Here is a 13,123-nt window from a genome sequence, read left to right on the forward strand (position 1 = left end):
CAATGACCTTCGTAATCATCACACATGTTAAACACAAATTTCAAGGACAAAGCATTTTTGGGTATGCGCCTTATGTTCGTGAAATGAATATTTGGTTAAAACATGTAGATGAAGTTATTATTGTTGCACCAAAAACGTCTGAAGCTATTTCTAAAATTGATATTGCATATCAGCATAAAAATATAAAGTTTGTAGGAATTCCAGCCATTCAGTTTACAAGTTTAAAGTATGCCTTTTCGGCAATATTTAAGCTGCCTAAAATTGTATGGGCCATTTTTAAAGCAAGTAAAAAAGCCAATCATTTACATTTGCGATGCCCTGGAAATATTGGGTTGTTCGGGTGTTTGGTGCAAATGGTTTTTCCTAAAATACCTAAAACAGCAAAATATGCGGGGAACTGGGATCCAAAGTCTAGTCAACCATTAAGTTATAAGCTTCAAAAAAAGATTTTGAGCAGTACCTTGTTAACCAAAAATATGCAGGTTTTAGTTTATGGAAAATGGCCAAATCAAACCAAAAACATTAAACCTTTTTTCACGGCGACTTTTACAGAAAATGAAATTGAAGCATCATTAATTCGCCAATATACTTCTGGTTTAAAATTTGTCTTTTTAGGCAGTTTAGTGTCCGGGAAACGCCCGTTATTAGCGATAAAAATTGTTGAATTGTTAATTGAAAAAGGATTCAATGTATCTTTTGATTTGTACGGTGAAGGCATTTTAAAAGAAGAATTACAACTTTATGTTGAAGCACAAGGTTTATCAGAACATATCAAACTATTAGGAAATCGAGATAAAAATGTTGTAAAGGAAGCTTTAAAGGAAGCTCATTTCTTAATTTTACCTTCAAAATCTGAAGGATGGCCAAAAGCTTTGGCTGAAGCTATGTTTTTTGGAGCGATTCCTATTTCAACCACAATTTCTTGTGTGCCTTATATGTTAGATGAAGGTAATCGAGGTATTTTAATTAGTCCCGATGAAAAATCTGCGGTCAATAAAATTGAATCGCTTTTAAATACACCCACAGTACTTCAAGAAATGTCTAAATTAGCATCAAAATGGTCGCAAAACTACACTTTAAACACTTTTGAGACCGAGATTGTTAAATTATTACAGGCATAAATGCGGGTTTTACAACTAATAGATTCTTTAGAGACTGGTGGAGCAGAACGTGTTGCTGTTAATTTAGCCAATGCATTAGCTAAAGAAACTAAATTTTCTGCCATTTGTGCAACACGAAAAGAAGGTTTATTAAAAAATGAAATTAACCCAGAAGTTCATTACCTTTTTCTTGGCAAAACAAAAGCGATAGATATTGCTGCTATAAAAAAAATGATTTCGTATATAAAAACGAATCAAATTGAAATTATTCATGCGCATTCTTCCTCTTTTTTCTTAGCTAGCATAATAAGGTTGTTTAATAAAAGTTTAAAAATAGTATGGCACGATCATTATGGAAATGCCGAGTTTTTAAGCGAACGAAAACATAATGTTTTAAAAGTATGTTCAAAATTGTTTTCTCATATTTTTGCAGTAAATACCACTTTAGAAATTTGGATAAAAACGAATATAAAACATAAAAGTGTATCGTATTTGCCTAATTTCGCAACCTTAAATACCACGTTAAAAATAACCGATTTAAAAGGACAAACGGGAAAACGAGTGGTATGCTTAGCTAATTTTAGAGAACAAAAAGATCATATTACGCTAATTAAAGCATTTAAAACAGTTACAGAAATACATGAAAATTGGACATTACATTGTATCGGTAAAAGTTTTAACGACGATTATTTCAATAGGGTTAAATCTGAAATCCAAAAGCAAGATCTTGAAAACAATGTGTTTTTATATAAGCAAAAACCCGATGTTTATCATATTTTAAAACAGTGTGAAATAGGAGTACTGTCTTCAGTATCTGAAGGGTTACCCATTGCACTTTTAGAGTATGGTATTGCTAACTTAGCTGTTGTGGCAACCGATGTTGGTGAAATAGGAAATGTGGTTTCAAATAAAAAAAATGCGAGCTTAGTTTCACCAAATTCTGTAGAAGAGATTTCGAAAGCAATTTTAATGTATATTGAAAACGAAGCTTTAAAACAAGAACACAGCTCCGCATTTTCAAAACATATTGAAGCAAATTATTCTGAGAATTCTCAAATTAAAACAATAATAAACACGTATAAACAAATTCTTTATTGAACAATTTTAGTTACATAAAAAAAATAGGATTTCATGTGTTATTGGGTTTAGCTATTTATGCAGTTTCTTTTTTATCTAAAGTGTATTTATTTGCAATTTGCGTGTATTTTGCAAATCAAATTTTAACAGCAAAACCTTCTCAAAAACCAGTACAAGTTTTGTTGGCATGCGCTTATGTTGTAGGTTCAGAAGTTTTTATTAGAATGACTGGTGGAAATTTCTTGTACGAGGCGTCTAAATATTTGGTTATTTTATTTGTCTTTATGGGGCTTTTTACTACCAGATTGCCAAGTCAACCTATTGGGTATATCATGTATTTATTTTTGCTGCTACCTGGTATTATTGTAGCCGGACTTAACTCTAGTCCTGGGTCTAATTTAAGAACCGACATAGCCTTTAACCTTAGTGGCCCCGTTTGTTTAGGTATTGTTGCTTTATTTTGTTATAAACGAAAAATTAGCTTTCAAAATTTAAATATAGTCTTGTTATATATGGCATTACCGTTAGTGTCCATGACTGTTTATTTGTTTTTTTATACCCCAGATGTAAGAGCAACTGTTACTGGTACCGGATCGAATTTTGCTGCTTCTGGTGGTTTTGGACCCAATCAAGTATCAACTGTTTTGGGGTTAGGAATGTTTGTGCTCACGGCTCGTTTTTTTATGTTATCTCCCAACCTATTTCTTAAAATAATTTCGGGTGTAATTTTGGCAGCCATGAGTTTTAGAGGTGTTGTTACCTTTAGTCGTGGTGGTATTTTAACAGCGTTGTTTATGATTGCCGCTTATTTGTTTTTTTACTTTAAAAAAGTAAATATAAAAGCTAAATTTAGAATTACAAGGTTGGTGGTTATTTTTACAGCCTTGGCTTTATCGGTTTGGTTAATTTCGTCCTTACAAACAGGAGGTTTAATTGAAAATAGATACGCAAACCGAGACGCTTTAGGTAGAGAAAAAGAAGATGTTACAACAGGACGGAGTGATTTAATATCGTTTGAGTTTAACGAATTTTTAAATAATCCTGTTTTTGGGGTTGGAGTTGGAAAAATAAAAGTGCTTCGTGAACAGAAAGAAGGACTCTTAGCGGCTTCTCACAACGAGGTAAGTAGAATTTTAGCAGAACATGGTTTATTTGGTGTTTTTGCCTTTTTAATTTTGTTATTAGCTCCGATGGTTCTTCGATTTAAAAATAAGAATAATGTATTCTTTTATTCCTTTTATTTATTTTGGTTTTTAACAGTAAACCATTCGGCAATGCGTATTGCAGCTCCGGCTTTTGTGTATGGATTGTGTTTATTAGATGTGCGTTTTAAAACTAAACGTAAACTTAAATTACCAGTTAGAAAATCATTAAAATAAATATATGAAGCACATTCTTTATATAGGAAATCAGATTAATAGCAAGTCAAAATCTAATGTATCAACAATAGATATATTGTCCGGGTTGCTAAGAAAAGAAGGGTTTAAAGTTGTTTCAGCTTCAAATAAGGTTAACATTATAAATAGGTTACTCCATATGCTTTTTGTGTGTTGGAAATATCGAAAAACAACAGATTATGTTTTAATTGATACTTATAGTACATTAAATTTTTATTATGCACTGTTTGTTAGTCAATTGTGTAGGTTTATAAAACTAAAATATATTCCAATTTTGCACGGAGGTAAGCTTGCTGGTAGGCTTCAATATTCACCTAAACTTTCAAAAGCTATATTTAAAAACGCGTATAAAAATGTTGCGCCTTCTGGTTTTATTCAAAGTGAATTTTTGCAAAAAGGCTATCAGAATATTATCTGCATTCCAAATGTTATTGAACTAGAAAAGTATTCATTTAAAAATAGAAAAATAATACACCCTAAGTTATTATGGGTGCGATCTTTTTCAAAAATTTATAATCCTAAATTAGCAGTTTACATACTTAAGGCCTTAATTAACGATGGAATAAATGCTGAGCTCTGTATGGTTGGTCCTGATACAGATGGTTCTTTAAAAGAAACCAAAGAGCTGGCTAAAAAAGAAGGATTAAATATTTGTTTTACTGGTAAATTAACAAAAAAAGAATGGATAGCTCTTTCTGAAGATTATAACATTTTTATAAATACTACAAATTTTGATAACATGCCAGTTAGTGTTATAGAGGCTATGGCACTTGGTTTGCCCGTAATATCAACAAATGTTGGGGGGATGCCATTTTTAATAGAACACAATAAAACAGGAATTTTGGTAAAACCAGAGTTAACAGAACCTTTTGTTGAAGCTATTAAAATATTATTTAATAATGAAGAATTAAAAGATGATTTAGTAAAAAATGCAAGATTTCAAGTAACAAATTATAGTTGGGATATTGTTAAAAATATGTGGGTCAATCTATTAGATTAACTTAAGTTATTGTATAAATACTCTTATATTTACAACGATTTATTTTAATATATCATGCCACAAAAAAGTATTCATTTCAATATATCCGAACGTAAAATTCTGCTAAGAGTTTTTGATATTCTTTCGGTTTTGTTGATGCTTTTTTTTGTAAGTAATAGTTTAAAGTTTGATTATTTTACTATTTCTAAGGAAAATTGGACTTGGGTTTTTGTTCTCATCTTATATCTATCTCTTTTTGGAAGCATTTTTGAGATTTATGATTTGCAAAAATCCAGTGCTATAGAAAAAATAGCTTCAGGAGTTGTATTAACAGCATCAACAACTGTATTATTTTATTTATTAACACCTATTTTTACTCCATTTTTACCTAGCAATAGGTTACAAATTATATTCTTTTATTTTTCAATTCTTTTGGCATTGTTTATTTGGCGATTGGTTTATAGTACACTAGTTGTTTCGCCACGATTTTTTAAAAAAATACTTATAGTTGGAGAAACTTCAAATATTGAAGCTATAATTGATGCTTTTAAGCAAGCAGATCCAAATTACAAAATTGTAGCCTTTATAAACTGTGAAGAAAATCAAGATGATACTATAAAGTTTAAAAATATAAAAGAATATAAGCCAGACGAAATTCATGAAGTTTTAAAACAAGAAGGTGTTTCCGAGATTGTAATTGCTAGTTATAATTCAGAAACAATAACACCAGATCTTTATTTTCAACTTATAAGGCTGTTAGAGTCGGGTTTTTCAATAAAGGAATATACTCAAGTATATGAAAACTTAACTCAACGCGTACCTGTACAGTATGTGGGTAAAGATTTTTACAAATATTTTCCGTTTAGTAGAAGTAATGAAAACAAATTATATTTATTCTTTCACAGGCTTTTTGATATCGTAGTTTCAGTTTTAGGAATTGTTGTAGCTATTTTGTTTTTACCAATAGTGTTAATAGGTAATGCTTTTGGTAACAGAGGTAAATTATTTTACACTCAAGAACGTGTTGGCAAAAATGGAAAACTATTTAAAATTATTAAATACCGAACCATGATAAAAAATGCTGAAACCAAAGGTGCGGTTTGGGCAAAAAAGGGAGATACTCGAATAACACCATTTGGTAAATTTTTAAGACATTCTAGGTTAGATGAGATGCCGCAATTCATTAATGTTTTAAAAGGTGAAATGAGCTTTATAGGTCCTAGGCCAGAGCGCCCTTTTTTTGTTAAGCAATTATCAGAAATGCTTCCTTTTTATGAAACAAGGCATATAGTTAAACCAGGTTTAACAGGTTGGGCACAGGTAATGTCTCGATATGGAGCGTCTGTTGATGATAGTTTGTTAAAACTACAATACGATTTGTATTATATAAAGCATCGTAGTTTTTTATTGGATGCTATAATCTTGATGAAAACATTTAGCACAGTAATATACTATAGAGGCCAGTAATTACCACTTATTAACTCTTTTTTGAATAGTGATTAACTAAAAAAATCCACCTAATAAATAGTGCTACTAGTAAAGGCAGTAAAGCTTTAGAAAATATTTGAATGCCAATTACCCAATGTAGTGTAAGTAGGCATAGCATAATTATTAAAAACTTAATATAATTTACAAACCATTTGGCTGGTTTTACTTTTATTAATTGCCAAATAACAAATATGTTTAAAGGAAACGCCCATAATATATTGTAATTTGTTTTTGTAGCACTATGGTCTGTTGCAAACCAAAGTAATATCATAATAATTCCAGCTAATCCCGTAATACTAAACAATATTATATCTAGCCATTTACTTTGCTGGTGGTTTTTAAAATTTTTATAAGTTAAAATTAAAATAACAAAAGCAATAGTACTTAAAATACTTATTGGGCTAAGTAATATGTTATTAGCAGTTTTAGTTTCTTTTCGCTTAAATAAAGTTGTACTTTTTTTTACTAAAGGCTTTCCGTTGTTAATGCTAGCACTCTCAAAAAAACGATAAATATTTTCGGGTAAAAACATTTGTTCTTCTGGGGTGGCTTTCTGGTCTATAACTGCGCCTAGAGCCATATCTATACCAACGCTTCCCCATGTATTCCAGTTTAAATTATTTTGAATTAAATCTCTAAAAGAGGCTTCAGTATAGTTTTTAGGAGTGTTAAAATCAATGGCGTTATGGGTTGCTTTTTGAGCAACATCTTTAATTCGGGTTGCGCAATTATCAAAAAAGAAATCGTATAAATAAGCCCGATTTTCGGGTTTGTAGTTTATAACTAAAAAATTGTATAAATCCTGTTTCTGATTTTGCTTTAAGTTTAAAACTTGTTCTTTTAATGAACGGTTGTAGTAATCACGATAAACTAAATAAAAACGGTTAAATTTAGTTTTACTAATTAAGTAATTGAGTTTGCCTTGTGCGAATTTTAAATAAAAAAAAGGCGTATCAAAATCATATTCGCCATAGCCGTAAACTACATCTAATCTATTAACAGGGTCTTTTATTCTAAAAGCACTGTGGCCAAAGGCATCACTTAAGTTATCTCCTGGCCCCACAGTTAAAATACTTACTTCGGCTTTGTTTGATAAGGTTATATTTTGACTAAAAATTATTTCAGAGGCAAATAAAATAAAGAATAGAAGTAATAATTTTTTCATTTTATAATAATTTGAAGTTTAGTAAGTTTTATCTAAACATACTAAAATCTAACTTTAAAGAAAATACATTGGAATATAGTGCTACGCTTTGGTCTCCAATATCTGTAAATGCGTAGTCAATTTGTATGCCACTATATTTAAAACCAACGCCAAAAGTAGGCTGAAAGGTTAATTGCTCGCTATTATCAAGCTGTAATTCATTTTGAAAGTTTCCAACGCCTGCGCGTAAAAAAGCCATATCAATATACCCAAACTCGAAACCTAAAGCAGGATTAATGCTAGCTGCAGATGTAGAAATAATATCGTTATTTTCTTCAAACCTAACATTTAAATTAAATGATGTTAACAGTGTGTAATCGTAATCAAAATCTACTAATTTAGATACTCCAATTTGTAGTTTAGGAATTGTAATTTCTGTAGTTTCAGGTAACTCTTGGTTTTGCCCTTCAACAGCATCTTGAACGGTTGCAAATTCTTCCTCATCAATAGCCCAAGCATTAAATGTTGTTGTAATATCACGAGCCATTATTCCAAATTTCCAGTTGTTTTTTGATTCAAATTGAATAGCAGCATCAAAACCAAAACCCCAAGACGATGCAAAATCGCCAATAATACGCCTAATAACTTTGGCGTTAATTCCGTAATTTAATCCTTGAAGCGGTAAAGCTCTGGCGTAAGAAAAAGTTAATCCGTAATCTGCTGTTGAAAAAAGGCTGATCCTATCGTAATTAATATTTCCTTCCTCATCAATAAGTTGGGTAGTATTTAAAATGTCATCTACAGCAAAACGAATTAAAGATATACCAAAAGCACTTTGTTTATCTAAAGGCATGGCATAGGCTATATAGTCGTAATTAGCAATATTGGCAAAATAACTAGAATGCATCAAAGCTAATTGATTGTCTTCTAACTTTAAAAGACCAGCAGGATTCCAGTAGCCTGAATTTACATTATTTGAATGTGCTGTAACCGCATTACTCATGCCTAAAGCAGCTGCATCAACACCAATATTCATGAATTCGTTTGAATATTTAGCAGTTTGAGCAAAAACCACGGCAGATATAAATAGAAAAAACGCAGTTAAATTAGTTTTCAATTGTATTTTTTTTACAAAGATGCACATAAAATTTAAACCTATAAACTTGAAATTTTTTTACTTATTGTTTTAGACGGAATTAGTTTGCTATTTTTACGCAATAAATAAACAATCATGAGAAAAGCTATACCTAATACATTAACCTTATTAAATTTATTTTGCGGATGTATTGCTGTTATTTTTACAGTTAAAGATGATTTTGTAATAGCAGCCATTTTTGTTTTTTTAGGTATATTTTTTGATTTTTTTGATGGTTTTGCAGCCAGAAAACTAAATGTACAAAGTGAATTAGGGCTTCAATTAGATTCGCTTGCAGATGTTGTTACAAGCGGTGTGGTTCCCGGCTTAATAATGTTTAAGCTGTTAGAAATAACCCACTCAAGTTGGGATGCTTTTAATGTAATGCCTTTTTTAGGCTTAAGCATTACGTTAGCTTCTGCATACAGGTTAGCCAAATTTAATATAGATGAGGAGCAACAAAATTATTTTAAAGGTTTACCAACACCAGCAAATGCACTACTTATTTTGTCTCTGCCTTTAATAATGGAATATCAAAATAACGATATTATAAATGGTATAATTTTAAATAAATGGTTTTTATTAGCTGTAATTGTATTTAGCTGCTACATTTTAAATGCCAGTGTAAAATTATTTGCTTTAAAGTTTAAAAACTTTGGGTTTGCAGATAATGTTGTGCGCTATGTTTTTTTAATTTTAAGCCTGGTATTAATAATTGTTTTACAATTTGCAGCTATTCCATTAATCATTTTACTATATATTAGCCTCTCAATTTTAAATAATTTTACATCAAATTAAAAACTTCTTATGTTAGAAAACATTTTTACGCTATTAATGCTTGTTATGTTACAAGCTGTTTTAGGGTTTGATAACCTATTGTATATTTCTTTAGAAAGTAAAAAAGCGCCAGTAGATCAACAAAAGTCGGTACGGAAAAAGGGGATTTTAATAGCTATAGTTTTACGAATAGTTTTATTGTTTGTTCTAGTATCGGTAATTGACTTTTTTCAAGAACCATTTTCATTTTTAACGGCAGAAATAAAAGATATTGCAAAATTTGCATTTAATGGCCACAGTTTAATAGTTTTAGCTGGTGGTGGCTTTATAATTTATACAGCTATCAAAGAAATTTGGCACATGATTTCCATAAAAGATTTTAATCAACATGATGAGGAAGCTTCATCTAAAGGAAAAAAGTCGGCGAATGCAGTAATTACTAGTATAGTAATAATGAATTTAGTGTTTTCATTCGATTCTATTTTAGCGGCTATTGGTTTAACTAGCGATATAGAAAATAGAACCACCGCGTTTGTAATTATGGCTATAGCTATTGTTTGTAGTGGTTTATTAATGTTATTATTAGCTGATAAAATATCTGCATTCTTAGCTAAAAACCGTATGTACGAGGTGCTTGGTTTGTTCATTTTATTTATAGTTGGAATAATGCTAGTTACCGAGGGCGGGCATTTAGCATATTTAGAATTATTTGGAAACCACATAGTGCCAATGAGTAAAACAACCTTTTATTTTGTATTATTTGTGCTTGTTGTTGTAGATGTTGTACAAGGTCGTTACCAGAAGAAACTGTTGGCAGAACAACAAAAAGGTAAATAAAATTATATATTATATTTTAAAAAAAAGCTCACTTTACATAGTGAGCTTTTTTGTATTTGTTTAATAGCTTTTTGTTTAGTTTATATGAAATAAGAACTTCTAGAAGTTGTATTTATTTATTTATTTGAATAATGCGATATATAATAGAGTTAATGAGAAAATTGGCACTAATAAAATGGTTAAAGAATAAAAGGAGTAATAAAAGTGATATTTTTTTAGGTTACCTCTATTTTTCACCCAAATACCATCGGATAATTTGTTTCTGTAAAGCTGAAAAGGTTCTTTTTTGAATGTACTTTTAAAGGTAAAGGCTAATATTTTTATAGTAAAAATTAGGAGCAGAGGAAGCGCAGTGAAAAAAATGCACTCAAAATTATGTAAATAGTTCCAGTTGAAGATTTCCATAATACAGCCAATGGAAAAGATAAAAAGAGCAACTTTTGTGTAATTAAACAGATGTTTTTCTCTTTTAAATCTTCGCTGCAAGTTAGAATGATTAGGCTAAAAATTTGAAATAGAAACAAAATCATATAAAAATAGATTTCATTTAATTTCATAATAAAATATTGTATTTAGTCTCTAATTTTCTTTTTACGAAGCTCGAAGTTTTGACCTAGATAAACTTTTCTAACCATTTCATCGTTAGCTAATTCTTCCGGTTCACCAGCTTTAAGAATACTACCCTCAAACATTAAATATGTTCTGTCGGTAATTGCTAGAGTTTCCTGTACGTTATGGTCGGTAATTAAAATACCAATATTCTTTTTAGTAAGTTGTGCAACAATACGTTGAATATCTTCAACAGCAACTGGGTCTACACCAGCAAAAGGTTCATCTAATAAAATAAAGCTAGGGTCGGTTGCCAAGGCACGGGCAATTTCGGTACGTCTACGTTCGCCACCAGAAAGTAAATCGCCACGGTTTTTTCTAATATGGCCAAGACTAAACTCTTCAATTAACGATTCCATTTTATGTAATTGCTCCTTCTTACTAAGTTTTGTAAGTTGTAAAACGCTTAAAATATTATCTTCTATACTTAATTTTCTAAAAACAGAAGCTTCTTGTGCTAAGTAACCAATACCATTTTGTGCACGCTTATACATAGGGTATTTTGTAATTTCGGTATTATCAAGAAAAATATGGCCACCGTTAGGTTTAATAAGTCCAACAATCATGTAAAACGATGTTGTTTTTCCGGCACCATTAGGGCCTAAAAGCCCAACAATTTCACCTTGTTCAACTTTAAGTGATACATCTTTTACTACTTTTCGCCCACTGTAGGACTTCATTAAATTATCGGCTCTTAAAATCATAATTACAATAACGTAAAATTAAATTATTTATTGGCGACTTGTGTTTGTGCTTTTTTTTGGTTTTTTACTACTATTTTAGATATGTATATACTTACTTGGTATAATATTAAAATAGGAATGGCCACAATTACCTGACTGGCAATATCTGGTGGTGTAATAATAGCTGAAAGAATTAATACAACTACTAAAGCATATTTGCGATAGGTTTTTAAAATTTCTGGAGTTACTAAACCAACTTTTGTTAGAAAATAAATGATGATAGGTAATTCAAAAATTAATCCTGAAGCCAATGCAGACGATCGAACTAAGGCTACATAGGAACTAATGTCTATTTGGTTATCTACAACTTCAGAAACGCTATAATTTGCTAAAAAGTTAATTGAAAGAGGTGTAACAATATAATACCCAAATAAAACACCTAGAAAGAATAATAAAGATGAAATAATTATAAATCCACGTGAATGCTTGCGTTCGTTATCATGTAATCCTGGGCTTATAAAATGCCAAAGTTGATAAATTATATATGGGAAGGAAATTACGAAACCAGCTAAAATAGCGGTCCAAATATCGGCCGAAAATTGCCCTGCCATGGTGCGGTTTTGTATAATCATTGGTATTTCTTCGGCACAAAAAGTAGTGTCTACTCCTATAAATGTGGCTATTTCACACAAGAAATCGTAAGTAGGAAAACTCATTTTTAGCGGTGCAAAAATGATATCGTCGAAAATAAATCGGCTAAAAATAAATGCTAGCGTAGCTACTATAACAACTGCTATACAAATACGAATTAAATGCCAGCGTAAATCTTCAAGATGATCTAAAAAAGACATCTCGTTTATGTTTTGTTTTGCCATTAAATTATTCCTTCTTTAATTAAATCGTGTAAATGTACAATGCCAGCATATTTACCATTTTCTTCAACGAGTAATTGTGTTATATCATTAATTTCCATAAGTTCTAAGGCATCTACAGCCATGGCATTAAAATTAATGCTTTTTGGGTTTTTACCCATGATATCTTTAGCTGTTAACTTAGAAAAATCGTCGGTTTTTGCAAGCATTCTTCGTAAATCACCATCGGTAATTATACCTACAATTTTTTCGTTATCAACTACTGCAGTTACACCAAGCATTTTTGCAGAAATTTCTATAATTACATTTTTAATATTTGTGCTACTACTAACTTGTGGTTTTTCGTTTTGGCTTGCAATATCCTTTACTCTTAAATATAATTTTTTACCTAACGATCCTCCTGGGTGGTATTTGGCAAAATCTTGGCTAGAAAAACCTCTTAATTTTAACAACGATATAGCTAAAGCATCTCCCACAACTAATTGCGCTGTCGTGCTTGTTGTTGGTGCTAAATTATTAGGGCAAGCTTCTTTTTCTACAAAAGTATTTAATACAAAATTGGCTTGCTTTGCTAAAAATGATTCTGTATTGCCAGTTAAAGCAATCATTTTATTTTTTGTACTTTTTATTAAAGGCACTAAAACTTTAATTTCAGGTGTATTGCCACTTTTTGAGATACAAATAACAATATCGTCTTTTAAAATTAAGCCTAAGTCTCCGTGTATAGCATCTGCGGCGTGCATATACACAGCAGGAGTTCCTGTAGAGTTTAAAGTAGCTACTATTTTACTAGCAATAATAGCACTTTTACCAACCCCTGTAATAATTACACGTCCTTTTGAGTTATATATAAGTTTAACGGCTTTAGCAAAATCATCAGTAATTAAATTTGATAAGTTTAAAATAGCGCTTGCTTCAGCTTCAATAGTTTGTTTTGCAATGTTAACAATAGATATTTTGTCGTTCAAAAGTTTAATATTTTATGGCATTTCTAAAGATTTTGTTATCTTTATATATGCAAAATT

The 13,123-nt window shown here is 30.6% G+C and carries 12 protein-coding genes; 7 read left to right on the forward strand and 5 right to left on the reverse strand.

From position 1 onward, the window contains the following. Positions 1-2 precede the first annotated feature (2 nt). From LG649_RS12760 to LG649_RS12780, 5 genes are read left to right on the forward strand one after another with little or no spacing between them, the layout of a single operon-like run. Positions 3-1,121: a glycosyltransferase family 4 protein gene (locus tag LG649_RS12760; protein ID WP_226544204.1), complete on the forward strand. Its 1,119-nt coding sequence runs from the start codon at positions 3-5 to the stop codon at positions 1,119-1,121. After that, on the forward strand, positions 1,122-2,198 hold the full coding sequence (locus tag LG649_RS12765; RefSeq protein ID WP_226544205.1) for a glycosyltransferase: 1,077 nt from the start codon (positions 1,122-1,124) through the stop codon (positions 2,196-2,198). It abuts the gene before it with no gap. After that, positions 2,195-3,556: an O-antigen ligase family protein gene (locus LG649_RS12770; RefSeq protein ID WP_226544206.1), complete on the forward strand. Its 1,362-nt coding sequence runs from the start codon at positions 2,195-2,197 to the stop codon at positions 3,554-3,556. The genes LG649_RS12765 and LG649_RS12770 overlap by 4 nt, the downstream gene beginning before the upstream one ends. A gap of 4 nt (positions 3,557-3,560) precedes the next feature. Next, positions 3,561-4,574 carry a glycosyltransferase family 4 protein gene (locus LG649_RS12775; protein WP_226544207.1) on the forward strand — a complete coding sequence of 338 codons (1,014 nt, stop codon included), beginning with the start codon at positions 3,561-3,563 and terminating at the stop codon, positions 4,572-4,574. A 54-nt stretch (positions 4,575-4,628) separates the two neighbouring features. Then, positions 4,629-6,020 (forward strand): sugar transferase, encoded by a 1,392-nt coding sequence (locus LG649_RS12780; RefSeq protein WP_226544208.1) that lies wholly within the window; start codon positions 4,629-4,631, stop codon positions 6,018-6,020. 10 nt (positions 6,021-6,030) lie between these two features. Here the strand turns inward: LG649_RS12780 and LG649_RS12785 are convergent, their stop codons facing one another. Both LG649_RS12785 and LG649_RS12790 read right to left on the reverse strand, forming a co-directional pair. After that, positions 6,031-7,206 (reverse strand): lipoprotein N-acyltransferase Lnb domain-containing protein, encoded by a 1,176-nt coding sequence (locus LG649_RS12785; protein WP_226544209.1) that lies wholly within the window; start codon positions 7,204-7,206, stop codon positions 6,031-6,033. Between the two features lie 28 nt (positions 7,207-7,234). Next, complete coding sequence (locus LG649_RS12790; RefSeq protein ID WP_449587297.1) at positions 7,235-8,329, reverse strand: putative type IX sorting system protein PorV2; 1,095 nt, start codon at positions 8,327-8,329, stop codon at positions 7,235-7,237. A gap of 87 nt (positions 8,330-8,416) precedes the next feature. Between LG649_RS12790 and pssA the strand changes: the two genes are divergently transcribed. Next, the gene (gene pssA / locus LG649_RS12795) at positions 8,417-9,118 is read left to right on the forward strand and encodes a CDP-diacylglycerol--serine O-phosphatidyltransferase (RefSeq protein ID WP_226544211.1); all 702 of its coding nucleotides are present in this window, start codon (positions 8,417-8,419) and stop codon (positions 9,116-9,118) included. 9 nt (positions 9,119-9,127) lie between these two features. After that, the gene (locus LG649_RS12800; protein ID WP_226544212.1) at positions 9,128-9,934 is read left to right on the forward strand and encodes a TerC family protein; all 807 of its coding nucleotides are present in this window, start codon (positions 9,128-9,130) and stop codon (positions 9,932-9,934) included. Positions 9,935-10,506: 572 nt separating this feature from the next. Here LG649_RS12800 and lptB read toward each other — a convergent pair. The 3 genes from lptB to LG649_RS12815 are packed head-to-tail and all read right to left on the reverse strand — an operon-like array spanning position 10,507 to position 13,066. After that, on the reverse strand, positions 10,507-11,247 hold the full coding sequence (gene lptB / locus LG649_RS12805; protein WP_226544213.1) for an LPS export ABC transporter ATP-binding protein: 741 nt from the start codon (positions 11,245-11,247) through the stop codon (positions 10,507-10,509). A gap of 23 nt (positions 11,248-11,270) precedes the next feature. Next, positions 11,271-12,101, reverse strand: coding sequence for a twin-arginine translocase subunit TatC (gene tatC, locus LG649_RS12810; RefSeq protein ID WP_226544214.1), 831 nt, complete (start codon positions 12,099-12,101; stop codon positions 11,271-11,273). Continuing rightward, complete coding sequence (locus LG649_RS12815) at positions 12,101-13,066, reverse strand: KpsF/GutQ family sugar-phosphate isomerase (protein WP_226544215.1); 966 nt, start codon at positions 13,064-13,066, stop codon at positions 12,101-12,103. The genes tatC and LG649_RS12815 overlap by 1 nt, the downstream gene beginning before the upstream one ends. Positions 13,067-13,123 lie beyond the last annotated feature (57 nt).

Source organism: Neotamlana laminarinivorans, assembly GCF_020523925.1.
In the GTDB taxonomy this organism is placed as follows: Bacteria; Bacteroidota; Bacteroidia; order Flavobacteriales; family Flavobacteriaceae; genus Neotamlana; species Neotamlana laminarinivorans.

Coding starts and splice junctions, on each gene's coding strand:
- LG649_RS12760 (WP_226544204.1), top strand. CDS start 3: ATGACCTTCGTAATCATCACACATGTTAAACACAAATTTCAAGGACAA.
- LG649_RS12765 (WP_226544205.1), top strand. CDS start 1,122: ATGCGGGTTTTACAACTAATAGATTCTTTAGAGACTGGTGGAGCAGAA.
- LG649_RS12775 (WP_226544207.1), top strand. CDS start 3,561: ATGAAGCACATTCTTTATATAGGAAATCAGATTAATAGCAAGTCAAAA.
- LG649_RS12780 (WP_226544208.1), top strand. CDS start 4,629: ATGCCACAAAAAAGTATTCATTTCAATATATCCGAACGTAAAATTCTG.
- LG649_RS12785 (WP_226544209.1), bottom strand. CDS start 7,206: ATGAAAAAATTATTACTTCTATTCTTTATTTTATTTGCCTCTGAAATA.
- LG649_RS12790 (WP_449587297.1), bottom strand. CDS start 8,329: ATGTGCATCTTTGTAAAAAAAATACAATTGAAAACTAATTTAACTGCG.
- pssA (WP_226544211.1), top strand. CDS start 8,417: ATGAGAAAAGCTATACCTAATACATTAACCTTATTAAATTTATTTTGC.
- LG649_RS12800 (WP_226544212.1), top strand. CDS start 9,128: ATGTTAGAAAACATTTTTACGCTATTAATGCTTGTTATGTTACAAGCT.
- lptB (WP_226544213.1), bottom strand. CDS start 11,247: ATGATTTTAAGAGCCGATAATTTAATGAAGTCCTACAGTGGGCGAAAA.
- tatC (WP_226544214.1), bottom strand. CDS start 12,101: ATGGCAAAACAAAACATAAACGAGATGTCTTTTTTAGATCATCTTGAA.